The organism is Streptomyces sp. DT190 (assembly GCF_049846985.1).
GTDB lineage: Bacteria > Actinomycetota > Actinomycetes > Streptomycetales > Streptomycetaceae > Streptomyces.
The window spans coordinates 634171-660623 of the sequence record NZ_JBNCNM010000001.1 but is presented as its reverse complement, the minus strand read 5'-3'; the positions used below and the strand labels follow the sequence as shown (position 1 = coordinate 660623).

At 74.8% G+C, this 26453-nt stretch carries 26 protein-coding genes and 1 riboswitch; of the genes, 18 read left to right on the top strand and 8 right to left on the bottom strand.

What is annotated here, in order from left to right; translation table 11 throughout:
• Positions 1-41: 41 nt before the first annotated feature.
• Genes ACPXCS_RS02805 through ACPXCS_RS02795 form a run of 3 tightly spaced genes read left to right on the top strand, consistent with a single transcriptional unit; the run spans position 42 to position 2904 of the window.
• Positions 42-797 carry a (Fe-S)-binding protein gene (locus ACPXCS_RS02805; RefSeq protein WP_425946312.1) on the top strand — a complete coding sequence of 252 codons (756 nt, stop codon included), beginning with the start codon at positions 42-44 and terminating at the stop codon, positions 795-797.
• Positions 794-2272, top strand: a complete 1479-nt coding sequence (locus ACPXCS_RS02800; RefSeq protein WP_425946311.1) for a LutB/LldF family L-lactate oxidation iron-sulfur protein — start codon at positions 794-796, stop codon at positions 2270-2272. Before ACPXCS_RS02805 ends, ACPXCS_RS02800 begins: the two co-directional genes overlap by 4 nt.
• On the top strand, positions 2269-2904 hold the full coding sequence (locus tag ACPXCS_RS02795; protein ID WP_425946310.1) for a LutC/YkgG family protein: 636 nt from the start codon (positions 2269-2271) through the stop codon (positions 2902-2904). Before ACPXCS_RS02800 ends, ACPXCS_RS02795 begins: the two co-directional genes overlap by 4 nt.
• A 1-nt stretch (position 2905) precedes the next feature.
• Here ACPXCS_RS02795 and ACPXCS_RS02790 read toward each other — a convergent pair whose 3' ends face one another.
• Entirely contained in the window at positions 2906-3700 is a 795-nt protein-coding gene (locus tag ACPXCS_RS02790; protein WP_425946309.1) for an SDR family NAD(P)-dependent oxidoreductase, read from the bottom strand.
• Between the two features lie 158 nt (positions 3701-3858).
• Here ACPXCS_RS02790 and ACPXCS_RS02785 point away from each other — a divergent pair, with 158 nt between their 5' ends.
• Both ACPXCS_RS02785 and ACPXCS_RS02780 read left to right on the top strand, forming a co-directional pair.
• Positions 3859-4644 (top strand): ABC transporter ATP-binding protein, encoded by a 786-nt coding sequence (locus tag ACPXCS_RS02785; protein WP_425946420.1) that lies wholly within the window; start codon positions 3859-3861, stop codon positions 4642-4644.
• Positions 4645-4647: 3 nt separating this feature from the next.
• Complete coding sequence (locus ACPXCS_RS02780; protein WP_425946307.1) at positions 4648-5961, top strand: FtsX-like permease family protein; 1314 nt, start codon at positions 4648-4650, stop codon at positions 5959-5961.
• A gap of 894 nt (positions 5962-6855) precedes the next feature.
• Here the strand turns inward: ACPXCS_RS02780 and ACPXCS_RS02775 are convergent.
• Positions 6856-7434, bottom strand: coding sequence for a TetR/AcrR family transcriptional regulator (locus tag ACPXCS_RS02775; RefSeq protein ID WP_425946306.1), 579 nt, complete (start codon positions 7432-7434; stop codon positions 6856-6858).
• Positions 7435-7588: 154 nt separating this feature from the next.
• Here ACPXCS_RS02775 and ACPXCS_RS02770 point away from each other — a divergent pair, with 154 nt between their 5' ends.
• Both ACPXCS_RS02770 and ACPXCS_RS02765 read left to right on the top strand, forming a co-directional pair.
• A complete protein-coding gene (locus tag ACPXCS_RS02770) occupies positions 7589-8446 on the top strand; it encodes an AAA family ATPase (protein WP_425946305.1) in 858 nt (285 codons plus the stop codon).
• Positions 8443-9801: a vWA domain-containing protein gene (locus ACPXCS_RS02765; protein ID WP_425946304.1), complete on the top strand. Its 1359-nt coding sequence runs from the start codon at positions 8443-8445 to the stop codon at positions 9799-9801. Before ACPXCS_RS02770 ends, ACPXCS_RS02765 begins: the two co-directional genes overlap by 4 nt.
• On the opposite strand, the gene ACPXCS_RS02760 is transcribed toward ACPXCS_RS02765, so the two are convergent.
• Complete coding sequence (locus ACPXCS_RS02760) at positions 9802-10506, bottom strand: SDR family oxidoreductase (RefSeq protein WP_425946303.1); 705 nt, start codon at positions 10504-10506, stop codon at positions 9802-9804. It abuts the gene before it with no gap.
• 186 nt (positions 10507-10692) lie between these two features.
• Here ACPXCS_RS02760 and ACPXCS_RS02755 point away from each other — a divergent pair, with 186 nt between their 5' ends.
• Positions 10693-11670, top strand: coding sequence for an NAD(P)-dependent alcohol dehydrogenase (locus tag ACPXCS_RS02755; RefSeq protein ID WP_425946302.1), 978 nt, complete (start codon positions 10693-10695; stop codon positions 11668-11670).
• Positions 11671-11703: 33 nt separating this feature from the next.
• On the opposite strand, the gene ACPXCS_RS02750 is transcribed toward ACPXCS_RS02755, so the two are convergent.
• The 5 genes from ACPXCS_RS02750 to ACPXCS_RS02730 form a co-directional block, all read right to left on the bottom strand.
• The gene (locus ACPXCS_RS02750; protein ID WP_425946301.1) at positions 11704-12063 is read right to left on the bottom strand and encodes a cupin domain-containing protein; all 360 of its coding nucleotides are present in this window, start codon (positions 12061-12063) and stop codon (positions 11704-11706) included.
• A gap of 61 nt (positions 12064-12124) precedes the next feature.
• On the bottom strand, positions 12125-13105 hold the full coding sequence (locus ACPXCS_RS02745) for a pyridoxal-phosphate dependent enzyme (protein WP_425946300.1): 981 nt from the start codon (positions 13103-13105) through the stop codon (positions 12125-12127).
• Positions 13102-13794, bottom strand: coding sequence for a helix-turn-helix transcriptional regulator (locus tag ACPXCS_RS02740; RefSeq protein WP_425946299.1), 693 nt, complete (start codon positions 13792-13794; stop codon positions 13102-13104). The genes ACPXCS_RS02745 and ACPXCS_RS02740 overlap by 4 nt, the downstream gene beginning before the upstream one ends.
• A gap of 483 nt (positions 13795-14277) precedes the next feature.
• Positions 14278-14916 (bottom strand): sigma-70 family RNA polymerase sigma factor, encoded by a 639-nt coding sequence (locus ACPXCS_RS02735; protein WP_425946298.1) that lies wholly within the window; start codon positions 14914-14916, stop codon positions 14278-14280.
• Between the two features lie 226 nt (positions 14917-15142).
• Entirely contained in the window at positions 15143-15871 is a 729-nt protein-coding gene (locus tag ACPXCS_RS02730; protein WP_425946297.1) for a hypothetical protein, read from the bottom strand.
• Positions 15872-16060: 189 nt separating this feature from the next.
• On the opposite strand from ACPXCS_RS02730, the gene ACPXCS_RS02725 reads away from it, so the two are divergent.
• The 10 genes from ACPXCS_RS02725 to ACPXCS_RS02680 all read left to right on the top strand — a co-directional run bounded on the left by ACPXCS_RS02725 (position 16061) and on the right by ACPXCS_RS02680 (position 26436).
• Positions 16061-16903: an SDR family NAD(P)-dependent oxidoreductase gene (locus tag ACPXCS_RS02725; RefSeq protein ID WP_425946296.1), complete on the top strand. Its 843-nt coding sequence runs from the start codon at positions 16061-16063 to the stop codon at positions 16901-16903.
• A gap of 393 nt (positions 16904-17296) precedes the next feature.
• Positions 17297-18094 (top strand): VOC family protein, encoded by a 798-nt coding sequence (locus ACPXCS_RS02720; RefSeq protein ID WP_425946295.1) that lies wholly within the window; start codon positions 17297-17299, stop codon positions 18092-18094.
• A gap of 79 nt (positions 18095-18173) precedes the next feature.
• On the top strand, positions 18174-18710 hold the full coding sequence (locus ACPXCS_RS02715) for a GNAT family N-acetyltransferase (protein ID WP_425946294.1): 537 nt from the start codon (positions 18174-18176) through the stop codon (positions 18708-18710).
• 5 nt (positions 18711-18715) lie between these two features.
• On the top strand, positions 18716-20626 hold the full coding sequence (locus ACPXCS_RS02710; protein WP_425946293.1) for an ABC transporter permease subunit: 1911 nt from the start codon (positions 18716-18718) through the stop codon (positions 20624-20626).
• A complete protein-coding gene (locus ACPXCS_RS02705; RefSeq protein ID WP_425946292.1) occupies positions 20623-21912 on the top strand; it encodes an MDR family MFS transporter in 1290 nt (429 codons plus the stop codon). The genes ACPXCS_RS02710 and ACPXCS_RS02705 overlap by 4 nt, the downstream gene beginning before the upstream one ends.
• Before the next feature lie 118 nt (positions 21913-22030).
• Positions 22031-23470, top strand: a complete 1440-nt coding sequence (locus tag ACPXCS_RS02700) for a serine/threonine-protein kinase (protein WP_425946291.1) — start codon at positions 22031-22033, stop codon at positions 23468-23470.
• Positions 23471-23547: 77 nt separating this feature from the next.
• A riboswitch (cobalamin riboswitch) is annotated at positions 23548-23732 on the top strand.
• Between the two features lie 30 nt (positions 23733-23762).
• Positions 23763-24464: an energy-coupling factor ABC transporter permease gene (locus ACPXCS_RS02695; RefSeq protein ID WP_425946290.1), complete on the top strand. Its 702-nt coding sequence runs from the start codon at positions 23763-23765 to the stop codon at positions 24462-24464.
• On the top strand, positions 24461-24829 hold the full coding sequence (locus ACPXCS_RS02690) for an energy-coupling factor ABC transporter substrate-binding protein (protein WP_425946289.1): 369 nt from the start codon (positions 24461-24463) through the stop codon (positions 24827-24829). Before ACPXCS_RS02695 ends, ACPXCS_RS02690 begins: the two co-directional genes overlap by 4 nt.
• A gap of 6 nt (positions 24830-24835) precedes the next feature.
• Positions 24836-25585: a cobalt ECF transporter T component CbiQ gene (gene cbiQ / locus ACPXCS_RS02685; protein ID WP_425946288.1), complete on the top strand. Its 750-nt coding sequence runs from the start codon at positions 24836-24838 to the stop codon at positions 25583-25585.
• Complete coding sequence (locus ACPXCS_RS02680) at positions 25582-26436, top strand: ATP-binding cassette domain-containing protein (protein WP_425946287.1); 855 nt, start codon at positions 25582-25584, stop codon at positions 26434-26436. Before cbiQ ends, ACPXCS_RS02680 begins: the two co-directional genes overlap by 4 nt.
• The last annotated feature ends 17 nt before the right edge of the window (positions 26437-26453 follow it).

Here is a 26453-nt window from a genome sequence, read left to right as displayed (position 1 = left end):
CTACCCTGCACTCATCCGATGATCAACCCCGAGGAGCCGCGATGCGTGTCGCTCTGTTCCTGACCTGCGTCAACGACACGCTGTATCCGGACACCGGGCGCGCTGTGGTGAAACTGCTGACCAGGCTGGGCGTCGAGGTCGACTTCCCGATGGCGCAGACGTGCTGCGGGCAGGCGCACTACAACACCGGATACCGCCGTGAGGCCGAGCCGCTCGCCCGGCGTTTCTCCGATGTCTTCGGGGCGTACGAGGCGATCGTGACGCCCTCCGGGTCGTGCGGGGCGATGGTGCGGGAGCTGTATCCGCGGATGGGTGAGCGGGCCCGGGCCGAGGGGCGCGGGGACACCCTCGCGGCCACGCTGGCGCCGGTGGTGCCGAAGACGTACGAGCTCACCGAGTTCCTGGTGGACGTGCTGGGCGTGACGGACGTCGGGGCGTACTACCCGCACAAGGTGACCTACCACCCGACCTGCCACGGGCTGCGCGGGCTCGGGCTCGGCGACCGGCCGCGGCGGCTGCTGCAGGCGGTGAAGGGGCTGGAGCTGGCCGAGTTGCCGGGCGCCGACGAGTGCTGCGGCTTCGGCGGCACCTTCGCGCTGAAGAACTCCGACGTGTCGGCGGCTATGGGCGCGGACAAGGTGCGCAACGCCGAGTCGACGGGCGCCGAGGTGCTGTGCGCGGCCGACAACTCCTGCCTGATGCACATCGGGGGCACGATGACCCGGCTGCGGACCGGCATGCGGCCGGTGCACATCGCGGAGATCCTGGCGAGCACGGAGGAGGAACCGGCCGTATGAGCGGGACGTACCTGGGGATGCCGGCCTTTCCGGAGGCGGCGCGGGAGGCCGTGGGCGACGCGACCCTGCGGGGCAACCTGCGGCACGCCACGCACACCATCCGCGCCAAGCGGGCGAAGGCCGTGGCGGAGGTGTCCGACTGGGCCGAGCTGCGCGAGGCGGGCAAGCGGATCAAGGACCACACACTGCGTCACCTCGACCGCTACCTGGTGCAGTTGGAGGAGGCGGTCACGGCGGCGGGCGGCGTCGTGCACTGGGCCGCCGACGCCGCCGAGGCCAACGAGATCGTCACGCAGCTGGTGCGGATGACCGGCGAGACGGAGGTCGTCAAGGTCAAGTCGATGGCCACGCAGGAGATCGGGCTCAACGAGGCCCTGGAGGCCGCGGGCATCCACGCCTACGAGACCGATCTGGCCGAGCTGATCGTGCAGTTGGGCCGGGACCGGCCCTCGCACATCCTCGTGCCGGCCATCCACCGCAACCGGGGCGAGATCCGCGACATCTTCGCCCGGGAGATGAGCGAGTGGGGCCGCCCCGCTCCCGAGGGCCTGACCGACACGCCCGCCGAACTCGCCGAGGCGGCCCGGCTGCACCTGCGCGAGAAGTTCCTGCGGGCCAAGGTCGGCATCTCCGGCGCCAACTTCATGGTCGCCGAGACGGGCACCCTCGTGGTCGTGGAGTCCGAGGGCAACGGGCGGATGTGCCTGACCCTGCCCGAGACGCTGATCTCGGTCGTCGGCATCGAGAAGATCGTGCCGACGTGGCGGGACCTGGAGGTGTTCCTGCAGACCCTCCCCCGTTCCTCCACCGCCGAGCGCATGAACCCGTACACGTCGACCTGGACCGGCACCGCCGACGGGGACGGGCCGAGCACCTTCCACCTGGTGCTGCTGGACAACGGCCGCACCGACACCCTCGCCGACGAGGTCGGCCGGCAGGCGCTGCGCTGCATCCGCTGCTCGGCCTGCCTGAACGTGTGCCCGGTCTACGAGCGGGCCGGCGGCCACGCCTACGGTTCGGTGTACCCCGGCCCGATCGGCGCGATCCTCAGCCCCCAACTGCGGGGCACGGGCAGCGAGATCGACGCCTCGCTGCCGTACGCGTCCTCGCTGTGCGGGGCGTGCTACGAGGTGTGCCCCGTCGCCATCGACATCCCCGAGGTGCTGGTGCACCTGCGGGAGCGGGTCGTGCAGGGCGGCGCGGTGACCCGGGAGGGCAACCGGGTGGTGCTGCGGCCGGCGAAGGGCCATGCCGCGGAGCGGGCGGCGATGCGCGCGGCCCGCTGGGCGTTCACGCACCCGGGCGCCCTGCGCACCGGCCAGCGCGCCGCCTCCCGGACCCGCCGCTTCCATCCCCGTACGCTGCCCGGCCCGGGCAAGGCGTGGAGCGGGACCAGGGATCTGCCGGCGATGCCGGCCGAGCCGTTCCGGGACTGGTGGCAGCGCACGCGCGGCGGGAAGGACGGGGCGAAGTGAACAGCAGGGAGCGGATCCTGGGGCGGGTGCGGCGCGCGCTCGCGGACGCGCCGGCCGACGACGCGCCGATCGCGCGGGACTATCTGCGCGAGCACGGGCAGCGGACCGCCGCGGAGACGGTGGAGCTGCTCGCCGAGAACCTGGCGGACTACCGGGCGCTCGTGCACCGCACCGACGAGGCCGGCCTGCCCGCACTGATCGCGGCGTTGCTGGAGAAGCGCGGTGCGGCGTCGGTGCTGGTGCCGCCCGGGCTGGACGAGGCGTGGCTGGCGGCGACCGGCGTGCCGCGGGTGGCGGACCGGGCCGGGAGCACCCCGGCCGAACTCGACCGGGTGGACAGCGTCGTGACGGCCTGTGCGGTCGCCGTCGCGGAGACCGGGACGATCGTGCTGGACGGCTCGCCCGACCAGGGGCGGCGCCGGATCACCCTCGTCCCGGACCATCACGTCTGCGTCGTCCACGTCCCGGACCAGGTCGTGTCGTCCGTACCGCAAGCGCTCGGACGCCTGGACCCGGCGCGCCCGCTGACCTGGATCTCCGGTCCTTCGGCGACCAGTGACATCGAGCTGGACCGGGTGGAGGGGGTGCACGGGCCGCGCACGCTGGAGGTGATCCTGGTGGGCGGCGCGTGACTCAGGGCAGGATCGAGTCGACGTAGCCGCCGTCCACGCGCAGGGCGCCGCCCGTGGTGGCCGAGGCCTGGTCGGAGGCGAGGTAGACGACCATGTGGGCGATCTCCTCCGGCTCGATCAGCCGCTGCAGCAGCGACTGCGGCCGGTGCTTCCGCATGAAGGCGCGCTGGGCCTCGTCCCACGGCAGGTCGCGGTCGACGAGCTGGTACACGAAGTCCTCGACGCCGCCGGTGTGGGTCGGCCCGGCGATGACGGAGTTCACCGTGACGCCGGTGCCGGCGGCCTGCTTGGCGAAGCCCCGGCTCACGGCGAGCAGGGCCGTCTTGGACATGCCGTAGTGGATCATCTCGGCGGGGATGACGACGGCCGAGTCGCTGGCGATGTACTGGACGCGGCCCCAGCCGCATGCGGTCATGCCGGGCAGCACGAGCCGGGTGAGGCGCACGGCGGACAGCACGTTCACCTCGAAGTAGCGCCGCCACTCGTCGTCGCTGATCTCCAGCGGGTCGGCGGACTCGAAGACGCCGAGGTTGTTGACGAGGACGTCCACCTGCCCCAGGGCGTCCAGCGCCTGCCGGGCGCCCTCGTCGCCGGTGACGTCGGCGGCGACGGGCACCAGGTCGGCGCCGGGCACCTCGTCCCGCATGCGCTCCACGGCCTCCTCCACGCGGCCCGGCGACCGGCCGTTGACACCCACCCGGGCGCCCGCCCGGGCCAGTCCCGCGGCGATGGCGGCGCCGATGCCCTGCGTGGAGCCGGTGACGAGAGCGGTGCGGCCCTTCAGATCGATCTGCATGCCGAGTCAGCCCTTTCCGTACGGGGGGTGATCGAGTACCCGGGGGGTGTCGCTGAGTACACCCCGCGATACGGGTTCTGCGGCCAGTGTGGTCGCGTCCCCCGCTCCGTAGCGTCGAGGGCGAGACACAGGGCGTGTCGACGAAGGGGGACGACGAGATGTTCCGCACCGGCCCACGACAGGACCAGCAGCGCGAACCCGCCGCCGAGGCGCTGCGGCTGGTCAAGGTCACCAAGACGTACGGGAGCGCCGACAGCGCCGTGACCGCCCTGGACGGGGTGACGCTCGGGCTCGGGCGGGGCACGTTCACGGCGGTGATGGGGCCGTCCGGTTCCGGCAAGTCGACGCTGCTGCAGTGCGCGGCGGGCCTGGACCGGCCCGACAGCGGGATCGTGCGGGTGGACGGCACCGAGCTGACCGGCGGTGGCGAGGCCGAACTCACCCGGTTCCGGCGCGGCCGGATCGGCTTCGTGTTCCAGCAGTACAACCTGCTGGAGACGCTGACCGTCGGGCAGAACACGGTCCTGCCGCTGAAGCTGGCCGGGCGGCGCGTGGACCGGCGGCGGGTGCGCGAGGTGCTGACGGACCTGGGGCTCGGCGACCGGCTCGGGCACCGGCCGGACCAGCTCTCCGGCGGTCAGCGCCAGCGGGTGGCGATCGCCCGGGCCCTGGTCACCGAGCCACGGGTGATCTTCGCTGACGAGCCGACGGGCGCGCTCGACTCGCGCAGCGCCCGGGACGTGCTCGGGCTGCTGCGGAAGGCGGTGCGGGTGCACGGCCGCACGGTGGTGATGGTGACGCACGATCCGGTCGCCGCCTCCTGGGCCGACACCGTGCTGTTCCTCGCGGACGGCCGGCTGGCGGGCCGGCTGGACGCCCCGACGGCGGAGGCGGTCGCCGAGCGGCTCGCGCACCTGGGCGACGACGTGCCGGCGGGGGTGTGAGCGATGTTCGTCCTGGCGATGCGTTCGATCCGGCAGCGGCCCGGGCGGTTCCTGGCGACGCTGCTGTCCGCGTTCCTGGGCGCGGCGATCATCATGACGTTCAACTCGATGCACGACACGGCCGGGCAGCCGGGCGTGGACCCGGTCAGCTCGGAGACCCTCGCCACGGCGGCGGGCGTGGTCGGCGGTTACGGCACCCTGCTGGTGTTCTTCGCGATCGCCTCGACGCTGACGGTGAACGTGCGGCAGCGGGCCGCCGAGCTGGAGCTGCTGCGCTGCTCGGGGGCGACTCCGGCGCAGCTGAAGCGGATGGTCGTGGGCGAGGCGGTGGTGGTGGCGCTGGTGGGCGCCGCGCTGGCGGTCGGCCCGGCGATGCTGGGCGGCCAGGCGCTGCTGGAGGTGTTCCAGGACAGCGGTCAGGTCGCGCGGTCGGTGGAGTTCTCCTTCGGGCCGGTGGCCTACCTGACCGGCTTCGACATCACACTGCTCGCCGCCGCGGGCGCCGCGTTCCTCGCCGTGCGCCGCGCCACCGGCCGGGGACGGCGGCCGGGCCGGGCGCGGACGGTGCTCGCCTACGCGGCGCTGGCGGCCGGTGCCGCGGCGGTGACGTCGACGTTCGCGTTGTCGGCGACGGACGCGGCACTGATGGCGCCGCCGGCCTACGGGGCGATCCTGCTGTCGGTCGGCTGCGCCCTGAAGGCGCCGCGGCTGCTGTCGGCAGTGCTGGACCGGCTGCCGCAGGGCGGGGCGAGCGGCTGGCTGGCGGTGCGGAACCTGCGCGCGCGGGCCGGGCAGCTCGCCGGGATCCTGATGTCGCTGATCCTGTTCACGGCCGTCGCCACGGCGACGCTGACCATGCAGGCGGTGGAGAGCGACGCCGTCGCGGCCTCGGGTGGTGCGGTGAAGTCGGTCGACGCGAAGAACCTGGAGACGCTCAACTTCACGGTCGTCGGCATCATCGTCGTCTTCGTCTGCGTCATGCTCGTCAACTCCCTGTACGCGGCGACCTCGTACCGCGAGCGGGAGTTCGGGCAGCAGCGCCTGGCCGGGGCGACTCCCGGGCAGGTGCTGGGCACGGTCGGAGCGGAGGGGCTGGTCCTGACGGTGACCGGCGTCTGCTGCGGCACGCTGGCGGCACTGGCGGGCATCGTGCCGTTCACGGTGGTGCGCACCGACGGGGTGCTGCCCGGTCAGATGCTCGGCGTGTGGCTCGCGGTCGTGGCGGTGGCGGCGACGGTGACACTGGGCACCGCCCTGGCGACGGCCCGGCGTGTCCTGCGCACCCCGGCGGTACGGGCGGTGGCGTCGGCGGCGTGATGCGGGGGTGGTGGGCGGAGTCGGGATCGTGCCGGTCCCGGCGCGCCGAACGCCCCCGCGGCGGCCCGCCGGGGCCTGCGAACAGCCCTCGGGAGCGCCCTCACCGGCTGGAAACACACCCCGGTGACGCAAGCGCCTCGGCCGGGCTCCCCGGCGGGAACGCCGCGGCCGACGCAGCCGGCGTGGTCGCCCCTGGGAAGCGCCGAGTCTGCTGAAACCACCGCGCCTCGCGCCCGCGCCCGGCGGGAACCGGTAGGCCCGGCGGAGACGGCCGCGCCACGCCGGAACCGGTAGGTCCGGCGGAGACGGCTTCGCCCGGCAGGAACCGGAAGGACCAGCGGGGACGGCCGCGCCCGGCGGGAACCGGTAGGCCGCCCGGCGGAGACGGCTTCGCCCCGCGGGAACCGGAAGGACCAGCGGAGACGGCTTCGCCCGGCAGGAACCGGAAGGACCAGCGGGGACGGCTGCGCCACGCGGGAACCGGTAGGTCCGGCGGAGACGGCCGCGCCCGGCAGGAACCGGAAGGACCAGCGGAGACGGCTGTGCCCGGCAGGGACCGGTAGGTCCGGCGGAGACGGCCGCGCCCCGCGGGAACCGGAAGGCCCAGCGGAAACGGCCGCACCCCGCGGGAACCGGTAGGCCGCCCGGCGGAGACGGCTTCGCCCCGCGGGAACCGGAAGGCCCAGCGGAGACGGCCGCGCCCGGCAGGAACCGGAAGGACCAGCGGGGACGGCTGTGCCCGGCAGGGACCGGTACGCCCGGCACGAACCCCCGGCACGCCCGGGCGGGAACCGGAGCGTCCGGCGCGATGGGCGCCGCCGTCGTCGGCGCGGCGGCCCCTGCCGGGCGCAGCCGCGGCCGGCGGCCGCAGGCAGGGACGCGGCGGGCCGGCCGCTACCGCGTCCCGGACGCGTCCAGCAGGGCCGTCACGGTCGTCGTCGTCAGGCCGTCCAGCGTTTCGATCCCCGCGCCGGACCGGGCGCTGGCCCCGTCGAAGACCAGCATCAGCTGGCGGGCGAGGAGGTCCGGGTCGCGGGCGCCGCCCTCCTCGGCGTGGGTGCGGAAGTACTCCCGCATCCACTCCTTCGCCCCGCGGGCGACCACGCTCGCCGGGTGCTCGGGGTCCTTGAGCTCGACCAGTGCGGCGAGGTAGGGGCAGCCCCGGTAGCCCGGTTCGCACGTCCCCTTCTCCAGCCGCGCGAAGACGTCGAGGATGCGCTCGCGCGGGGTGAGCCGCCCGTCCTGCGGGCCGGGCGGCGGCGCGAGCCGGGCCTCGTACTCGGGGAGCCGCCGGGCCAGGCTCGCCGCGAGGACCTCGTCCTTGCTCGCGAAGAGCTGGTACATCGACCGCTTGGAGACCCCGGCGCTCCGGCACAGCGTCTCGACCCCGATCGAGACCCCTTCGCGGTAGAAGAGCTCGGACGCCGCGTCGAGGAGCCGGTCCCTGGTGGACGCCTTGTCGGTGGTGGCCATACCCGTGAGGTTACCGCGCCGCACACACGGAGGAAACCGATCGGTTTTACCCGTGCTCCGCCGCGGCGACCCCGTGACACCATCGCTGAACAAGCGCTTAGATAGGCCCCTGAGCCACCCAGCCCCGCCCCGCCGCCCTGTCCTGGAGGCCCCGGTGTTCACGTCCGTCGACGACGTCTCCGCCCGTCTGGCCGAGACCGGCTATCTTGCCTCGCCCGCCGTCGCCACGACCGTCTTCCTCGCCGACCGCCTCGGCAAGCCGCTTCTGGTGGAGGGCCCGGCCGGCGTCGGCAAGACGGAACTGGCCAAGGCCGTCGCCGAGGTCGCCGGGGCACGTCTCGTCCGGCTCCAGTGCTACGAGGGCGTCGACGAGTCCCGGGCGCTGTACGAGTGGAACCACGCCAAGCAGCTGCTGCGCATCAGCGCCGGCCGCGACGAGACCTGGGACGAGACCCGCACCGACATCTTCAGCGAGGAGTTCCTGCTCACCCGGCCGCTGCTGACGGCCATCCGGGGCGACGACCCGAAGGTGCTGCTGATCGACGAGACCGACAAGGCGGACGTCGAGGTGGAGGGCCTGCTGCTGGAGGTGCTCAGCGACTTCCAGGTCACCGTCCCGGAGCTGGGCACGATCACCGCGACGCGCCGCCCGTTCGTCGTGCTCACCTCCAACGCGAGCCGCGAGCTGTCCGAGGCGCTGCGCCGCCGCTGCCTCTTCCTGCACATCGGCTTCCCCGAGGAGGAGCTGGAGCGCCGGATCGTACGGCTGAAGGTACCGGGGCTCGACGAGACGCTCGCCCGTTCCGTCGTGCGGGTCGTGGGCGCGCTGCGGGCGATGGACCTGCGCAAGGTGCCGTCGGTCGCCGAGACGATCGACTGGGCGCGCACTCTGCTCGCGCTCGGCGCCGGCACGCTGGACGAGACGGTCGTGCAGGCCACCCTGGGGGTGCTCCTCAAGCACCAGGACGACGTCCTGAAGGCGTCGGCCAAGCTCGACCTGGACGCGCTGTGACCACGGCGCCGGGCGTCGCGGAGCGGCTGACGTCCCTGGTTTCCGCCCTGCGGGCGCACGGCGTGCGGATCGGCACCGGCGAGACGGTGGACGCGGCGCGGGCGATCGGGGAGCTGGGCCTGGCGGACCGGGAACTGCTGCGCGAGGGCCTCGCGGCCACCCTGCTGCACGGGACCGGGCAGCGGCAGGTGTTCGACCCGGTCTTCGACCTCTACTTCCCGCGCGGGGTGGGCGCCCCGGAGGGGAGGCCGGCCGGGCGGCAGGACCTGCGCGACCGGCTGGCGGACGCGCTGGCCGCCGACGACCGGGCGATGCTGGGCCGGCTGGCGGTCGAGGCGGTCGACGGCTTCGGTGGCTACGGCTCCTCGCCGGAGTCGGACGGCTGGTCGTCGTACCAGACGCTGGAACGGCTGCGCCCGCAGACCCTGATGGCCCGGGTGCGCGACGAGATACGCGCGAGGGGCGGCAGTCCCGGGTTCACGGACCGGTTGCTGGAGGACGAGGTCCGGCGGCGCATCGACGCCTTCCGGGCGCTGGTGGCCGCCGAGGCCCGCCGCCGGGTCGCCGAGCGGCGCGGCCGGGACGAGATCGCCCGGCGGGCGGTGGCGCCGACCGCCGACCGGGTCGACTTCCTCTTCGCGGGCAAGGACCGGCTGGCCGAGCTGCGCAGGGCGGTGCAGCCGCTCGCCCGCAAGCTCGCGACGCGGCTGGCGGCCCGGCGCCGGCGGGCCTCCCGGGGTGCGATCGACCTGCGGCGCACCCTGCGGGGTTCGCTGTCGACGGGCGGGATGCCGATGAAGCCGGTGCTGCGCCGGCGGCGGCCCGCCCGCCCCGAGCTGGTGCTGCTGTGCGACGTGTCCGGCTCGGTGTCCGGCTTCTCGGACTTCACGATGCTGCTGGTGCAGGCGCTGCACGACCAGTTCAGCAAGGTGCGCGTGTTCGCCTTCGTCAACCGGATCGACGAGGTGACCGGGCTACTGGAGCACGGCGCGGCCGATCCGGAGGGGCTGGGCGTGCGCATCCGGGCGGAGGCGGCGATCACGGGCTGGCACGGCAGCAGCGACTACGGCATGGCCCTGGGCGAGTTCGCCGAGCGTTACGCGGAGGCGGCCGGTCCGCGCACGACCGTGTTCGTCCTCGGTGACGCCCGGACGAACGGCGCCGATCCCAACCTGCCGGCCCTGCGCCGGATCGCCGAACGCGCCCGCCGCGTCTACTGGCTGAACCCGGAGCAGCGCTCCCGCTGGGGCACCGGCGACTCGGTCGCGCCCGCCTACGCCGAGCTGGTCGAGATGCACGAGTGCCGCACCGCCCGGCAGCTGAGCGCGCTGGTGGCGCGGCTGCTGCCGGTCTGATCAGGCGGCGGTGAGCTGCGGGTACAGGGCGGACGGGTCGGCCGCGAGTCCGGCCTTGACCTGGCGCGAGATGTCGTCGGCGAGAACCTCGAAGGCGCCGGAGGCGATGCCGTCGAGCGCCTGGGCCGCGACGGCCTCGGCCGTGGACTTCGGGGCGTCGATGCCCACGGTCATGTCCGTGTCGACATAGCCGACGTGCAGACCGGTCACCTCGATGCCGCGCGGCTTCAGGTCCAGGCGCAGGGAATTGGTCTGCGACCAGAAGGCGGCCTTGGAGGCGCTGTAGGAGCCGGCGAGGCCGATCCACGACAGCACGGAGTGGACGTTGAGGAGGTGGCCGCCGCCGTTGCGCTCGATGACGGGGACGAAGGCCCGGGTGACCAGGAGCGGTCCGTAGAAGTTCGTCTCGAACTCGCGGCGCACGTCCTCCACGGGCGAGTCGAGGAAGTTCGCGTTCACCGAGGCTCCGGCGTTGTTGATCAGGAGGGTGACGTCCTGCGCCTGCTCGGCCGCCGCGGCGACGGAGGCGGGGTCGGTGACCTCCAGGGCGAGCGGTACGGCGTCGGGGTGGGTGACGCTGCGCGGGTCGCGGGCGGTGGCGTACACCTTCTTCGCGCCCCGCTCGTACAGGCCCGCGACCAGGGCCCGGCCGATGCCGCGGCTGCCGCCGGTGACCAGGGCGACGGAACCTTCGATGGCGGTCATGGGAATCTCCCTCGCATTGCCTCAGCTGGAAACCGATCGGTTTCCCATGCCCGGAAGCGTAAACCGATCGGTTTCCGAGGGCAAGCGCGGGCTCCCGGGTGGCGCGACCCAGGGGAAAATCAGGGTTCGTCCCCGATGGCCCGGGGGTGGGGGCCTCCCTACGCTCGGGGTGGCAGAGGGGGCACGATGAAGGCAGTGGTGCAGGACCGGTACGGCTCGGCGGACGTGCTGGAGCTCCGGGACGTCGACAGACCGGTGCCGGGCGCGGGTGAGGTGCTGGTGCGGGTGCGCGCGGCCTCGGTCAACGCCTACGACTGGCACTTCATGCGGGGTGACCCGCTGATCGGCCGCGGCGTGATGGGGCTGCGCAGACCCGGAACGCCCGTGCGGGGCCGGGACTTCGCGGGCGTCGTGGAGGCCCTGGGCACCGGGGTCACCGGGCTCCGCCCCGGGGACGAGGTGTACGGGGAGGCCGACGGCACGTTCGCGGAGTACGTGTGCGCCCGGGCGGCCGAGACGGGCCCGAAACCCGCCGGCCTCACGTTCGAGCAGGCCGCGGCGGTGCCGCTGGCGGGGAACACCGCGCTCATGGCGCTGCGTGACGTCGCCCGGGTGCAACCGGGGCAGGCCATCCTGGTCAACGGGGCGTCGGGCGGCGTGGGCACGTTCGCCGTGCAGCTCGCCAAGGCCTTCGGTGCGCGGGTGACGGCCGTGTGCAGCACACGGAACGTGGACATGGTCCGCTCCCTGGGCGCGGACCGGGTCGTCGACTACACCCGGGAGGACTTCGCGCGCGGTGACAGCCGGTACGACGTCGTCCTGGACCTGGTGGGCAACCGCTCGCTCGGGGAGTTCCGGCGCGTCCTGTCCCCCACCGGGACGCTGGTGCTGTCCGGCGGAGGGGTGTACGACGGCGGCAGCGTGGTGGGCCCGATGGGACTCTTCCTCAGACGGCGGGCCGTGGCGCCCTTCGCCCGGGGCCGCCGGCTGCTGGAGGTGTCGGCGCGGCAGAGCACGGCGAACCTCGCGGCCCTGCGGGAACTGGCCGAGTCCGGCGCGATCGCCCCGGTCGTCGAGCGGACGTATCCGCTCGGCGAGGCCGCCGAGGCGATCCGGTATCTGGAGGGGGAACACGCACGGGCGAAGGTGGTCGTCACCGTGTGACGCTCCGCCGGCGCGGAGGCGGGCCGTGCGGTGTCAGTCCTTCTTGGCGTACTCCTTGGCCATGCTGCCGGCGAAGTCGTACACCACGCACTGCTCGTCGCCGACGACCCAGGCGTCGTGCCCGGGCGTGCAGACGAACACGTCCCCGGGTCCGACTTCGCTCTCCGCGCCGTCGTCCATGCGGATGTGCAAACGGCCCGATACGACGTAGCCGTTGTGGTGGATCCGGCAGCTGTCGGTGCCGGCGATGGGAGCCACCGACTCGGACCAGCGCCAGCCCGGTTCGAACGTGGCCACGGCGAAGTCCAGTCCGCTCATGTGGACGGCTTCGAGGTGGCCCCGGGGGTAGTCGCGCCGCTCGTCCGGCTTGTCGAGCGTCTTCACTTCAAGCATGACGCTCCTCCTCGGTGAGGGGTTTGCTTCCATCGTCCGTCCGCCGAACGGGCCACGCCATTCAGGGAGACGTCCGTGCCGTCAGCGCCGCGAAGCGTTCCGCGTCGACGTTGCCGCCGGAGACGATCACGCCGACCCGCCGGGGAAGCGTGCCTGCCCGGCCGGTGAGCAGGGCGGCCAGCGGTGTGGCGCCGCTCGGCTCGACGACGATCTTCAGACGCTCGAAGGCGAACCGCATCGCGTCCCGGATCTCGTCGTCGCCGACCAGCGCGATGTCGTCGACGAGCCGTCTGTTGACGGAGAAGGTCAGCTCCCCGGGTGTGTGCAGGGCCTGCCCGTCGGCGATGGTGTGCGGGACCGGGATGCTGACGCGCCGCCCGGCCTGAAGTGAGCGCCTGGTGTCGTCCCCGGCTTCCGGCTCGACGCCGATCATGCGGATGCCCGGGTACAGGGCCTTGGCGACCGTGGCGCTGCCGGCCATCAGCCCACCGCCGCCGACCGGCGTCACGATCGCGTCCAGCTCACCGACCTCTTCGAGGAGTTCGAGAGCGGCGGTGCCCTGCCCGGCCATGACGTGCGGATGCTCGTAGGGCGGGATGAGGGCGAGGCCCCGCTCGGCGGCCAGGGCCTCGGCGACGGCGACGCGGTCGCCGGTGTAGCGGTCGTAGGTGACGATCTCGGCGCCGTAGCCGGCGGTGGCCGCCCGCTTGGAGGGCGGGGCGTCCTCGGGCATGACGATCACGGCGGTGGTGCCGAGCTCGCGGGCGGCCAAGGCGACGGCCTGGGCGTGGTTGCCGGAGGAGTAGGCGGCGATGCCCCGGGACAACTGCTCGGGGGCGATCCGGGAGGCGGCGTTGTAGGCGCCGCGGAACTTGAAGGCGCCGACGCGCTGGAAGTTCTCGCACTTGAGGTGGACCTCGGCGCCGACGAGCGCGTCGAGGGTGCGCGAGCGCAGCACGGGCGTGCGGTGGGCGACTCCCTCGAGCCGGGCGGCGGCGTCCCGGACGTCGTCGACGGTGACCGGTGGGGTGGTGGTCGTCACGAGTGCCCTCCAGGGGACGTGTCGCGGGCCGCCCGGGCCCGGGCGAGGTAGTTGTAGGCGGAGGCGCGGGAGATGCCGAGCCGGGCGGCGACCTGCTCCACGGCGCCGCGCACGGCGAAGACACCGCGGTCGTCCAGGCCGCCGAACAGTTCCAGGCGCTCCTCCCGGTCGAGCTCGGGCCAGCTGCCGCGCTGCCGGGTCCGGTGTGCGTCGACGAGGGCGTCGACCACGGAGTCGATGTCGTTGCCGAAGGTGGTGACCGGCAGTTCGGCCGGGGCGGAGCCGGAGCCGCCCCCCGCTCCGGCGAGCGCGCCGAGCAGCTCGTGGACCTTGCCGACGGCGCTGACGTCCACGTTGACGCACAGGGCGCCGAAGACGGCTCCCGTCGAGTCGCGCAGCACCATCGTGGAGGACTTCACGACCGTCCCGTTCCGGGCCCGGGTGACGTAGTTCAGTTCGTCGGCCGCCTTGTCGCCGTCGGCGAGGACGCGCATGCCGATCTCGCTCATGGCGCCGCCCACCGTCCGGCCGGTCACCGAACCGGCCACGGCGACGACCGACTTCTCCGGGTCCCTGTAATCGTGCAGCACGACTTCGCAGACCGGGCCGAAGGTGGCGGCGACGCCGCGCACGACCGGAGTCAGCGCGGCGAGAATCGCGTCCCGTTCGGCGTTCAGCGCGGTGGTCATCCCGTCTCCTCTCACCGTCGACCACCACTTTAGACCAGGAGTCCAGCTCCTGGATAGACCGTCCAGAAGTTCGACCGGCGCCGCAGTGTCGCGGACCGGTCCTGCGGCGCCCGCGTGCGGGGGGCGCCGGAGCGCGGGCAGTCCTTCGCGTCGCTGCCGGTCCCCGGACCCGCGGGTCGCCCTGGCGGTGCAGGGCGTCGGGTCGCTGCCGGTGCCGGGCCGGTACGGCGTGCGCCGCCGCGGGGTGGGGCGGACGGTGGCGCGGCCGGCCTGACGGGGCCTCAACGGACATGGAGGGCCCGCCCGTCCGGGCGCGCAGGGCCCGCCCGTCCGGATGCGGAGGACCGGCCCGTCCGGATGCGGACGCCCCGCCCGTTCAGGTACGGACGCACCGCCCGTTCAGGTACGGACGCACCGCCCGTTGCCGCAGACGTCCGCCGGAGGCACCTCGCACCTGCGGCGGACGCCCGCGACCCGGACTCCTCAGGCCGCGGCCGCCAGGGCCGGCACCGAGGGCGCCCCCGGGGCCGCCCCCGGTTCCTCCGCCTCGGCGAGCTGGGCCATGAGTGTCGCCCGGGCCCGGGCCACCCGGGAGCGGACGGTGCCGACGGGGCAGTCGCTCAATGCGGCGGCCTCCGCGTACGGCAGCCCGAGCAGCTGCGTGAGGACGAACGCCTCGCGCCGCTCCTCGGGCAGCGCCGCCAGCAGCTCCTTCAGCGCCACACCGTCGTCGAAGCCGGGCAGGCCGCGTGGCTGGGCGAGTTCGACCGCAAGCTCCCAGTCGGGCAGGTCGGCCCGGCGGGGGCGTACGGCGGTGCGCCGGATGCTGTCGGCGACCGCGCGCCGGGCGATGGCCAGCAGCCAGGTGCGCGCCGAGGAGCGGCCCTCGAACCGGTGCAGACTGCCGAGCGCCCGCAGGAACGTGTCCTGTGCCAGGTCGTCCACGGCCTGCGGATCCGCGCACAGGTGGGCCACGTAGCGGATGACGTCGCGGTGCAGGGCGCGCACGAACCGCTCGACGGCCTCGGCGTCGCCGCCGCGGGCGGCCAGCGCCCAGGCGGTGACCGACGCGTCGGCCGAGGGCGTTCTCTCGGGCGCGAGGGGCAGGGCAGGAGTGATCACCTGATGTCCTTCTCGGGTGTCCCGGACCGCGGACGGGCGGGCACGGCGGCACACGGGTGCCGGGGCGTGCGCGCGCGGGCCGCGGGGTCCGGTGAGCTGAGTGGGGACACGGCCGTCGCCCTGCGGCACGCCCGTGCCGGGGCGGCCGGGCCGCCCGGGGCACCGGCGTACCGGGGTACGACCGTGACCGGGGCGCGCAGGGCCGCCCCGGGAGTGCCGGCTGCCGTCAGGCGGCAGCGGTCCCCAGGGGCGGGCCGCGGGAGGTGATCGCGTGGACGAGGAGGAGCAGACGCGGGGCGCGGTCGGACGACGGCCGCCGTACGCGGGCGGGCGGGGGCGGCGGCACGGGCCGGGCGAGCAGCAGCCGCAGCGGCGCGGCCAGCCGGCCGCCCACGGCGCGCAGGAGCCGGAACGCGGCGCGCTCACCGTGACCCAGCCACAGTCCGCAGAGCAGGGCGGCCAGCAGGTGGGCGGCGAGCATCCCGAGGGAGGAGTCACCGCCCGAGGCGTGCCCCAGGTGACCCAGGTGGTCCAGGTGGTCCAGGTGGTCCAGGTCCGGCGACATGGGCACGGTCATGGACGGGGGCGTGGACAGGGACGCGGGCAGGGAGTCCATCGAGCCCGTGACGTGCGCCGAGGCGGCGGACCCACCCGGCGGGCCCGGGTGCGGTGGGTGGACGTCCGGGGCGGGGGCGCCGGCCGCCGGGGAGGCGAGCGAGAAGGCCGTGTGCAGCGCCGTCTGGACCACGACGGCGACGGCGACCACGAGCCGGAGCCCCCGCTCGCGGCCGGCCAGGCACCAGCCCGCGGCGCCGGTCGCGCCCCAGCCCGCCAGCAGGACCGGCACGGGCACGTGATTGCCGGACATCATGACGTGCCCCAGGGCGGCGAGCACGACACAGACGGCCGCGAACACCGCGGCCCGTATCGCGCGCACACCCCACCCAGCCGTCATGGCGCCTCATCCTCGCATTTTCGGGCCCCACGGACACACCCATGAGTACGGACACCGACCGGGCCGGGCACTCAATCGACCTGATGTGAACCAGATCACAGCGGCTCGCCGCCGTGCCGGCGGGGCGGGGACGGCACCGCGGACGGCCGTCTGCCCGCTGGCCCCGCCGGTCCGCTTAGGGTGCTCGGCATGACGACAAATCCGGCGGCGGACCAGGCGCGGCACAGCGACCGGGCAGGACACGACGACGACCACGCGGCACCGGCGTATCTCTCCTCGCTGTTCTCCCTGGAGGGCCGGGTCGCGGTGGTCACCGGCGGCAGTTCCGGTATCGGCCGGGCCATCGCCGGCGCCCTCGCGCGCGCCGGGGCGAGCGTGGTGGCCGTGGCCCGTACGGAGGCCGCCCTGCGCGCGACGGCCGAGGAACTGACCGCCCAGGGCTGCCGCGCGGCCGGGGTCAGCGCGGACCTGGGCACCCGCGAGGGCGTGCGGACGGCCGCCGATCGGGCGGTCGAGGCCTTCGGCGAGCCCGACATCCTCGTCAACTGCGCCGGGATCAACCTCCGTCCGCACATGGACGAGCTCACCGAGGACGTGTGGGACGCCACCATGGCCGTCAACCTGGAGGCGCCCTTCCTGCTCGGACAGCGCTTCGGCCCCGGCATGGCGGAGCGCGGGTACGGGCGGATCCTGAACGTCAGCTCGCAGCAGGCGCACCGGGCGTTCGTCCAGAGCGGCGCCTACGGCGCGTCCAAGGGCGGACTGGAGGCGCTGACCCGCTCCCAGGCCGAGGCGTGGTCGCCGCGCGGCGTCACCTGCAACGTCCTGGTGCCGGGCTTCGTCATGACCCCGCTCAACGCCCGGCTGTCGGCGGATCCCGAGAAGGTCGCCGGCCTCGCCGCGCGCACGCTCATCGGACGCAACGGCCTGGCCGAGGACTTCGCGGGCGCGGCGGTGTTCCTGGCGAGCCCGGCGTCGGCGTACGTCACCGGGCAGTCCCTCTTCGTGGACGGCGGGCTGTCCGTCCACTGACGCGGCGAGGACCCGGCCGCGCGGGCCCCTGCCCAGCGGGTCCTGCCGGTCGCTTCCCGCGCGGCGGCCGCCCACCGTGCTTCGGCGATCGTTCCGGCGGCGTCGTGCGGAAAGTGGTGGACGGGCGTGGCGGCAGCCGCCGGGTGGCCGCGCGGTCGTACGTCGGCGACTGCCAGGTGATGCGGCCGGCGGTGCACTGCGTGCCGACTGCTCGACCCGGGCTGCGGCCCCGGGACGCTCGCCCGCGGCCTCGCCGACCTGTTCCGCGAGGCCCTCGGCGTGGCCCCGGGCCCGGCACGGGCCGGGGCTCCACGGACGGCGGATACGCCGAGGGGCGCATGCCGGTGCCCGGTGTCAGGCTGGGCACAGGACCTGCGAAAGGGAAACATCGCCATGATCACGACGGAGTTCGCCCCCGGTTCCCCCTGCTGGCTCGACCTGGGCGCTCCGGACGTCCGGGCCGCCGCGGCCTTCTACGGCCCCGTGCTCGGGTGGGAGTACGAGTCCATGGGCGAGAGCGAGGACTTCGAGGGCGGCATGTTCAAGAAGGACGGCAAGATCGTCGCCGGCCTCGGCAAGCTCACCGAGGAGGGCGCCCGCTCGGCGTGGATGCTCTACTACCACGTCACCGACGCGGACGCGACGGCCCAGGCCGTGCAACAGGCGGGTGGCACGGTACGGGTGGCCCCGATGGACCTCGACGAGTGGGGCAGGATGGCGCAGTTCAGCGACCCGCTGGGCGGTCAGTTCGCCGTCTGGCAGCCCGGGACGAACGCGGGCCTCGAACTGGTGGACCAGCCGGGCTCGCTGGTCTGGACGGAGCTGTACACGAGCGACGCCGCCGCCGCGAAGGAGTTCTACGGCGGCCTCTTCGGCTGGCAGTTCAGCGACATGCCACTGCCGGGCGGCGAGGGCACGTACACCATGATCGCGCCCAAGGGACTCCCCGAGGAGCGGATGCACGGCGGTCTGATGGAGGTCGGCAAGGACGCCCTCTCCCTCGCGGGCGGCCGGCCGTACTGGCACCCCGTCTTCGCCGTGGACGACTGCGATGCCGCGGTGTCCCGGGTCGAGGAGAACGGCGGCAGCGTGCAGATGGGCCCCGAGGACGCGGAGGGCGTGGGCCGCCTCGCGCTCTGCCTGGACCCGGCGGACGCGGACTTCGTGCTGCTCACTCCGTCCGAGATGTGAGCGCCGGCCCGCCGGTCCGGCACCCGGACCGGCGGGGACCCCGCGAAGCGCCACGATTCCACTTGCATATGATGCGCAAATGCGCGACTACGTCATCAGGGAAGCCACGCCGGACGACGTCGACGGGGCCCGGGTGGTGATGCTGGACGCGGTGTACCGGGACTTCGGGACGGGTTACGTGCCGCGCTGGCACGCCGACATCATCGATCCGGTGTCGTTCTACCTCGCTCCCCCGCGGCACACGCTGCTCGTCGCGGTGGACGGCCAAGACGGGACGGTGGCCGCCACGGCCGCGCTGGACGCGCGCGGACCGGCCCATCCGCCGAACCCGGCCTGGCTGGCCGAGCGGTTCCCCTCCGGCGAGACGGCGCAGCTGCGCCGGGTGTACGTGCGGCCCGAGCACCGCAGGCGGGGGCTGGCCCGGCGCCTGGTGGGGGGACTGCTGGACTTCGCGCGGGCCGACGGCGGCTACCGGTCGGTGTATCTGCACACGTATCCGGACTCCCCCGGCGCGATGGGCCTGTGGCGGACGCTGGGCAAGGTGCTGTGCGACGAGCGGACGGACGTGCCCGGCGGGGGCAGCGGGGCCGTGCACTTCGAGATCCCGTTCGCGTAACGCACATGGCCTTCCCGTACGGCGCGCGCGTGCGCGCCCTCGCACGTGGTGGCGGTGCGGCGCTGCTGTGGCGGGCCGTGCTGACGGCCGCCCTGGTGGGTGCGATCGGCCTGCTGCCGTGGCTGTCGCGCACCGACCCGGCCCGCACGGTCCTCAAGGCCCGCTCGGCGGAGCGCGACCCGGCACCCGGCACGCTGCGCGCCGTCCGTGACGAACTCGGCCTGGACGACGGCCCGGTGCACCTGCTCGGCCGCTGGCTGGGCGGACTGCTGCACGGGGACGCGGGCACCTCGTGGGTGTCCGGCTCCGAGGTGCTGCCCGGCGTCGCGCAGGCGCTCGGCGTGTCCCTGCTGCTGATGTCCGGGGCCCTCGTCGTCGCCGCCCTCACGGCGGCGGCGGTGTGTGCCCGCACGCTCCGGCTCGGTGCGCGGCGGCGGCTCGGCGCGCACCGGCCCGGGGGCACGGCGGCGGCCCTGCCGGCCGCGCTGCCCGAGTTCCTCGTCGCCTCCGTGCTGGCGTCGGTGGTCGGTGTGCAGCTGGGCTGGCTGCCGGCCCTGGGCTGGTACGGGCCGCAGTGGATGGTGCTGCCCTCGCTGGCCCTCGGGCTGCCCGCGGGAGCGGTCCTCGGGCGGCTGCTGGATGATCTGCTGCCCGGCGCGTTCGCCGAGCCGTGGGCGGTGGCCGCGGCCGCACGCGGCGTCCCGCCGGCGTCGCTGGCGCGGCAGGCGGTGCGCCGCTGCGTTCCCGGGCTGCTGCCCAACCTGAGCCTGTTCGTGGTCGGTCTGACCGGTGGTGCGGTCGCCGTCGAGCAGGTCTTCGACATCCCGGGCCTTGGCCGGCTCACCCTGCACGCCGCCCTGGCCCAGGACCTGCCCGTGCTGCAGACCGGCACCCTCGCCCTGGTCCTGCTGGCGGCCGCGGCCGCAGTCCTCGCCCGGCTCGCGGCCCGGCTGCTGACCGGGCCCGCCCTGCGCGCCGGCGCCCTGCACTCCCTGCACCGGCCCGCCGCGCCCGCGCCGCGCTCCCTGCCCCTGCTGTACGGGGCGCTGCTGGCCGCCGTCGTCGCGTTCGGCCTGCCGCGCGACCCGCTCGCCCTGGACACCTCCGCCCGGCTCCGGGCGCCGTCCCTCGCGCACCCGTTCGGCACGGACGCGCTGGGCCGGGACGTGCTCGCCCGGGTCGCCCACGGCGCGCTGACCACCCTCGGCACCGCCCTCGCCGTGAGCGCCGCCGCGCTGGCCGCCGGGCTGCTGCTGGGGCTGCTGCCGCGGCTGTCCGGGCCGATGGCCGACACGGTCAGCGCCGTGCCGCCCGTGCTGGCCGGCCTCCTCACGGCCGGAGCGGCGGGCAGCGGCCCGTGGACGCCCGCGCTCGCCGTCGGTGCCGTCGCCTGGGCCCCGCTGGCCGTCCACACCTCCGCGCTGCTGCGTCAGGAGCGCGCGACCACCCATGTGGCCGCCACCCGGGCCCTGGGCGCCGGGCGCTGGTACCTGCTCCGGCGCGAACTGCTGCCGGCCGTGCTGGGGCCGGTCACCCGGCACGCCCTGCTGCGGCTGCCCGGCATCGCGCTGGGCCTGGCCGCGCTCGGGTTCCTCGGTCTGGGGGCCCAGCCGCCGTCGCCCGAGTGGGGCCTGCTGCTCGCCGAGAACCAGCCCTACACCGAGCGGGCCCCCTGGGCCGTCCTCTGCCCCGCGGCCGTGCTCGCCCTGCTCGGGGCCCTGGCGGTGACGGCCGCCGGGGGCGTACGCCTGCCCGGGCGGCGCGGGCGGACCGCCGGGCCGGCCGCCGCCGGGCCGGACCGGACCGGTTCCGTGCCCGGGCGACGGCCGGGCCGCCACGTCCCCTTCCCGCACGGGCCGGGCCGCCACGACGCCCTCCCGGCCCCCGTGTCCGCCGCACCGGCAGAAGAACGATGACGACCCTGATCTCCCGTGTCCTGGCCCGCCGGGCCCCGCGCCACAGCACCCGGCGGCTCTGGACGGATCTGTCCGCGCTGCTGCGACTGCTGATCCTCACCCAACTCGCCTTCAACCTCGGCTTCTACGCCGTGCTGCCGTTCCTCGCCGAGCACCTCGGCACCGCGATCGGCATGGCGGGCTGGCTGGTCGGGTTCGTGCTCGGGCTGCGCACCTTCAGCCAGCAGGGGCTGTTCGTGGTCGGGGGCTGGCTGGTGGACCGGTGGGGCGTGCGGCCGGTCGTGCTGGCCGGCTGTGCGCTGCGGATCGCCGGGTTCGCCTGGCTCGGGTACGCGGAGGCCACCTGGGCCGTGGTCGGGGCGGTGCTGGTGATCGGTTTCGCCGCCGCGCTGTTCTCGCCCGCCGTGGAGTCCGAGGTGGCCCGGCAGGCGGTCGCGTGGGAGGAGGACGGGCACGGCCCGCGCACCCGGGTGCTGGCCCTGTTCAGCGTGGCGGGGCAGATCGGGGCGTTCGCCGGGCCGCTGCTGGGCGCGCTGCTGCTCGCCGTCGACTTCCGCACCGCCTGCCTGGCCGGCGCGGCGGTCTTCGTGCTCGTCCTCGCCGGGCACCTGCGGCTGATGCCGCAGCACATCCCCGGCCGGGCCCGCGTCCGGGAGCGGGGCGGAGTGCGCCACCTGCTGCGCAACCGCCGCTTCCTGGCGCTGTGCTGCGCGTACGGCGCCTACCTGCTGGGGTACAACCAGCTGTATCTGGCCCTGCCGGACGAGGTGCAGCGCGCGGCCGGCTCCCAGGCGCCGCTGTCCTGGCTGTTCGCCCTGTCGTCGGTCCTCGTGGTGTGCGCGCAGCTGCCGGTGACCCGCTGGGCGGGCGACCGGCTCGATCTGCGCCGCTCGCTCAGGGTCGGACTGCTGCTGATCGCGGCCGGTTTCGCGGTGGTGGCCGCCGCGCGCCCGGCCGGCTGGACGGGCACCGCCGGGCTGCTGCCCGCCGCGGGTTTCGTGGTGCTGCTCACCGTGGGGCAGATGCTCGTGGTGCCCGCCGCCCGGGCCTGGGTGCCCGACCTCGCCGAAGAGGGCCGGATCGGCCTGTACACGGGGGCGCTGTCCTCCGTCTCCGGCCTGATCGTGCTCGCCGGCAGCGCGGGCACCGGCGCCCTGCTCGACCTGGGGCTGCCGACCGCCGTACCGTGGCTGGTCCTGGCGGCCGTACCGGCGGTGGCGGTGGCGGTGCTGCCGCGCCGTGAGGACCGGCCGGACGGCGAGGAGGCGAGGGCCCGGACGGACTGACCGGCCGCGGAGCACAATGATCACCCGGCGCCAGTATCCTGGGTCGGCTGTGGCACCCCCCACCAATCCCTGTGCGAACACGGGGAGTTCGGGCTGCGGCAACGTACTTCCCACACGCATGAGACGAGGACGAGTGCTGCTAGCGGGCCGCTACCGGCTGGATGTTGAGATCGGGCGCGGTGGAATGGGAGAGGTCTGGCGGGCGTACGACGAGACGCTCGCCCGAGCGGTGGCCGTCAAGCTGCTGCTCCCCCAGGACACCGACGCCACGGCGGCCTCCCGGTTCCGCCTGGAGGCCCAGACCGCCGGGCGTCTCAACCACCCGAACCTGGTCGGCGTGCTCGACTTCGGCGAGTACGACAACCGGCTGTACCTGGTGATGGAGCTGGTCGAGGGCGACAGCCTCGCCGGGGTGCTGGCCGCGTCGGGCGCGCTGCCCGCCGGCCGGGTGGCCGATCTGGCCGCCCAGGCGGCCTCGGGGCTCGCCGCGGCGCACGCGCAGGGCATCGTCCACCGCGACATCAAGCCCGCCAACCTCCTGCTGGACACCCACGGCACCCTCAAGATCGGCGACTTCGGCATCGCCCGCTTCCTCGACGACCCCGGGGCGGCGCTCACCGCCACCGGGCAGATCGTCGGCACCGGCCTCTACCTCGCGCCCGAGCGCGCCCTCGGGCAGCCCGCCGGCCCCGCCTCCGACATGTACTCCCTGGGGTGCGTGCTCTACCAGTTGCTCAGCGGGCGCCCGCCGTTCGAGGCCGACAGCGCCGTCGCCCTCCTCCACCAGCATCTCGACGCCGCGCCCGTGCCGCCGCGCGAACTCGGCGTCGCCGGTCTGCCGCCGGCCTTCGAGAACTACCTGCTCGGTCTGCTCGCCAAGCAGCCCGAGGACCGGCCGTCGGCCCAGCAGGCCGCCGAGTGGTTCGCCGGCGGCGCCTGGCAGGGGCGGCCCGAGCCGCTGCCGGAGGTCACGCCCCCGGCGCCCGCCCCGCGGCCGGCGGCCCACGTCCCGGCCGGGACCGGCGCGCCGGTCACCTACGCGTTGCCCACCGGGTCGCGCGGGGCAGCGGGCGGGCGGTCCCGCCGCGCGGCGCCGCGCACCGGCTCCGGCAACCGGTCGCGCCTCGCGGTCTCGGCGGCCGCCGCGGCGCTCTTCCTCGCCGCGATGTACCTCGGCATGGTGTGGTTCTCGCCCGACGACACCGCGACGAAGGGCACCGAGCCCGACGCCTCCCCGTCGGCGAGCAGCCCGGCCTCGACCTCGCAGGGGGCGGAGGCCGGGACGTCCGCCGACCCGCGCTCCTCCACCGGCGGTACCGGCGACACCGGTGGGACCGGCGGAGCCGGCGGGACGTCGACCGTCGGCACCGTGGCCGATGTCACCCCGTCCCCCGTGGCACCCGCCGCCTCCGCGCCGGCCGAGCCGGCGCCCGCCCCGTCCCACCCGGCGCACGAGGCGGGCGAGGGCGGCGCGCCGGAGGCGGAGCAGCCGAAGCCGCAGCCTCCGCGGGTCCCCGTGGACGGCGGGGAGGACGGCGAGGACGAGGGCGACGACTGAGCGAGTCTGCGCCGGTGTGCGAGCGGGCGCCCCCTCGCGCGCCCCCGGTGCGGCTTGTCATGTCCCTCGACCCGGCCTTATTGTCACCACGCCTTGGTGAACGGGAAATCCGGTGTGATGCCGGTGCGGCCCTCGCCACTGTGAATCGGGAAGTCCGGCTCCGGCCCTCGCGGGCAGCCACTGGGTCCTCGTGACCCGGGAAGGCGGAGTTCGGGCGGTGGTACCCGTCAGCCAGGAGACCGGCCAAGGCGCGTCAACCATCCACGAGGTGCTGGAGAGGGTCTGCTGAGCCATGCACATTGCCGAGGGTTTTCTGCCTCCGGTGCACGCGGCCGCCTGGGGCGTCGCGTCGGCGCCGTTCGTCGTCCACGGAGTCCGGTCACTCACCCGTGAGGTGCGCGAGCACCCCGAGAGCACCCTGCTCCTCGGTGCCTCCGGCGCCTTCACGTTCGTCCTGTCGGCCCTCAAACTGCCGTCCGTCACCGGCAGTTGCTCCCACCCCACGGGCACGGGCCTGGGGGCCATCCTGTTCCGGCCGCCCATCATGGCGGTGCTGGGCACCATCACCCTGCTCTTCCAGGCGCTGCTGCTGGCACACGGCGGGCTCACCACGCTCGGCGCCAACGTCTTCTCCATGGCGATCGTCGGACCCTGGGCCGGTTACGCCGTCTACCGGCTGCTGCGCCGGTACGACGTGCCGCTCATGGTGAGCGTGTTCTGCGGGGCGTTCGTCGCCGACCTGTCCACCTACTGCGTCACCAGCGTGCAGCTGGCGCTGGCCTTCCCCGACCCGGGCAGCGGATTCCTGGGCGCCCTCGGCAAGTTCGGGTCCATCTTCGCCGTCACCCAGATCCCGCTCGCGGTCAGCGAGGGGCTGCTGACGGTGCTCGTGATGCGGCTGCTGGTGCAGTCCAGCAAGGGCGAGCTGACCCGGCTGGGCGTGCTGCCGGGTACGAAGGGGTCCCGGACCGAGGCGGAGGCGGTGGCGCGATGAGCAGGAACACGAAGATCAACCTGGTGCTGCTGCTGATCGTGGCCGCCCTCGCCGTGCTGCCGCTGGCCCTCGGCCTCGGCGACCACAAGAAGGAGCCGTTCGCCGGCGCCGACGGTGAGGCGGAGTCCGCGATCACCGAGATCGAGCCGGACTACGAGCCGTGGTTCTCCCCGCTGTACGAACCGCCGTCCGGGGAGATCGAGTCGGCCCTGTTCTCCCTGCAGGCGGCGCTCGGCGCCGGCGTCCTCGCCTACTACTTCGGGCTGCACCGGGGGCGGCGCCAGGGTGAGCAGCGCGCCCTGGCGCGGGAAGCCGGGAGCGTGCCCTCCGACGCGGTCGGGAAGTCCGCCGACGGGCAGGACTGAGCCCGGGTGCTGCCGATCGACGCGGCGGCGCACAGCAGTCGCTGGCGCCGCCGTCACCCCGTGGACAAGGCCGTGCTCGGGCTCGGTCTCACCGTGCTCGCGATCTCGCTGCCGCCCTGGCCCGGCGCGGCCCTGGTGCTGGTGGCGGCCCTGACGCTGCTCCTGGGGCCGGCGGGCGTACCGGGCCGGCGGCTGTGGCGGGCCTACCGGGTACCGCTGGGCTTCTGCGTGACGGGCGCGCTCACACTGCTGGTGCAGGTGGGCGGGCCCGGCGGTGCCGTCTCGTTGGCCGCCGACGGGCCGGTGCGGGCCGGGGAGTTGCTGCTGCGCACCTCGGCGGCCTCCCTGGGCGTGCTGCTGTTCGCCTTCACCACGCCCCTGTCCGATGTGCTGCCGCGTCTGGTGCGCGCCGGGCTCCCGCCGGCGGTCGTCGACGTCGCGCTCGTGACGTACCGGATGAGCTTCCTGCTGCTGGACTCGGTGCGCCGCATCCGGGAGGCCCAGGCCGCGCGCCTCGGTCACACCGGCCGGGCCGCCGAGTGGCGTTCCCTGGCCGGTCTGGGCGCCACCGCCTTCGTCCGGGCCTTCGACCGGGCCGCCCGCCTCCAGGCCGGACTCGCCGGGCGCGGCTACGACGGCACCCTGCGCGTCCTGGTGCCCGAGGCCCGGGTCTCCGCCCGCTTCACGGCCGCCAGTTGCGCCCTCCTCGTGGCGCTGGCCGCCCTCGCCCTCGTCCTGGAAAGGCCGCTGACATGAGCGAGCCCGCCCTCGTCGCCCTGCGCGGCGCGTCCTTCGGCTACGAGGACGGTCCGACCGTGCTCAGCGGCCTCGACTTCGACATCCGCGAGGGGCGCGCGCTCGCCCTGCTCGGCCGCAACGGCAGCGGCAAGACGACCCTGATGCGCCTGCTCAGCGGCGGACTGCGGCCCGACGAGGGACGGCTGACGGTCGACGGGCGGCCGGTGACGTACGACCGCAAGGGCCTGACGCGGCTGCGCACGACCGTGCAGCTGGTGGTGCAGGACCCGGACGACCAGCTGTTCGCGGCCTCCGTCGAGCAGGACGTGTCGTTCGGGCCGCTCAACCTCGGCCTCGACCACGCACAGGTGCGGGCACGGGTGGCGGAGGCGCTCGCCGCCCTGGACATCACCGCCCTGGCCGACCGGCCCACGCATCTGCTCTCCTACGGGCAGCGCAAGCGCACGGCCATCGCGGGCGCGGTCGCCATGCGGCCCCGGGTCCTGATCCTCGACGAGCCCACCGCCGGACTCGACCCCGACGGCCAGGAGCGGCTCCTCACCACGCTCGACGGCCTGAGGGCCGCCGGCACCACGGTGGTGATGGCCACCCACGACGTCGATCTCGCGCTGGCCTGGGCCGACGACGCGGCACTGCTCACCCCGTCCGGCGTGCGCACCGGTCCCGCGCCCGCGGTCCTGGCCCGCACGGAACTGCTGCGCGAGGCCGGGCTGCGGCTGCCCTGGGGCGCCGCCGCCGCGGACCTGCTGCGGGCGCAGGGCCTGTTGAGCGACACGGAGCCGGGACCGCGCACGCCCGCGGAACTCGCCGCCCTGGCGGCCGGCCGGCTGGGGGCGTCCGGGGGGTGAGCGCCCGCCCGGCCGGT

Bases quoted from the DNA above. Each gene is read 5' to 3' on its own strand.
- ACPXCS_RS02805 (WP_425946312.1), top strand. From the start codon at position 42: ATGCGTGTCGCTCTGTTCCTGACCTGCGTCAACGACACGCTGTATCCG.
- ACPXCS_RS02800 (WP_425946311.1), top strand. From the start codon at position 794: ATGAGCGGGACGTACCTGGGGATGCCGGCCTTTCCGGAGGCGGCGCGG.
- ACPXCS_RS02790 (WP_425946309.1), bottom strand. From the start codon at position 3,700: ATGCAGATCGATCTGAAGGGCCGCACCGCTCTCGTCACCGGCTCCACG.
- ACPXCS_RS02785 (WP_425946420.1), top strand. From the start codon at position 3,859: ATGTTCCGCACCGGCCCACGACAGGACCAGCAGCGCGAACCCGCCGCC.
- ACPXCS_RS02780 (WP_425946307.1), top strand. From the start codon at position 4,648: ATGTTCGTCCTGGCGATGCGTTCGATCCGGCAGCGGCCCGGGCGGTTC.
- ACPXCS_RS02775 (WP_425946306.1), bottom strand. From the start codon at position 7,434: ATGGCCACCACCGACAAGGCGTCCACCAGGGACCGGCTCCTCGACGCG.
- ACPXCS_RS02760 (WP_425946303.1), bottom strand. From the start codon at position 10,506: ATGACCGCCATCGAAGGTTCCGTCGCCCTGGTCACCGGCGGCAGCCGC.
- ACPXCS_RS02755 (WP_425946302.1), top strand. From the start codon at position 10,693: ATGAAGGCAGTGGTGCAGGACCGGTACGGCTCGGCGGACGTGCTGGAG.
- ACPXCS_RS02750 (WP_425946301.1), bottom strand. From the start codon at position 12,063: ATGCTTGAAGTGAAGACGCTCGACAAGCCGGACGAGCGGCGCGACTAC.
- ACPXCS_RS02740 (WP_425946299.1), bottom strand. From the start codon at position 13,794: ATGACCACCGCGCTGAACGCCGAACGGGACGCGATTCTCGCCGCGCTG.
- ACPXCS_RS02730 (WP_425946297.1), bottom strand. From the start codon at position 15,871: ATGACGGCTGGGTGGGGTGTGCGCGCGATACGGGCCGCGGTGTTCGCG.
- ACPXCS_RS02725 (WP_425946296.1), top strand. From the start codon at position 16,061: ATGACGACAAATCCGGCGGCGGACCAGGCGCGGCACAGCGACCGGGCA.
- ACPXCS_RS02720 (WP_425946295.1), top strand. From the start codon at position 17,297: ATGATCACGACGGAGTTCGCCCCCGGTTCCCCCTGCTGGCTCGACCTG.
- ACPXCS_RS02715 (WP_425946294.1), top strand. From the start codon at position 18,174: ATGCGCGACTACGTCATCAGGGAAGCCACGCCGGACGACGTCGACGGG.
- ACPXCS_RS02710 (WP_425946293.1), top strand. From the start codon at position 18,716: ATGGCCTTCCCGTACGGCGCGCGCGTGCGCGCCCTCGCACGTGGTGGC.
- ACPXCS_RS02705 (WP_425946292.1), top strand. From the start codon at position 20,623: ATGACGACCCTGATCTCCCGTGTCCTGGCCCGCCGGGCCCCGCGCCAC.
- ACPXCS_RS02700 (WP_425946291.1), top strand. From the start codon at position 22,031: ATGAGACGAGGACGAGTGCTGCTAGCGGGCCGCTACCGGCTGGATGTT.
- ACPXCS_RS02695 (WP_425946290.1), top strand. From the start codon at position 23,763: ATGCACATTGCCGAGGGTTTTCTGCCTCCGGTGCACGCGGCCGCCTGG.
- ACPXCS_RS02690 (WP_425946289.1), top strand. From the start codon at position 24,461: ATGAGCAGGAACACGAAGATCAACCTGGTGCTGCTGCTGATCGTGGCC.
- ACPXCS_RS02680 (WP_425946287.1), top strand. From the start codon at position 25,582: ATGAGCGAGCCCGCCCTCGTCGCCCTGCGCGGCGCGTCCTTCGGCTAC.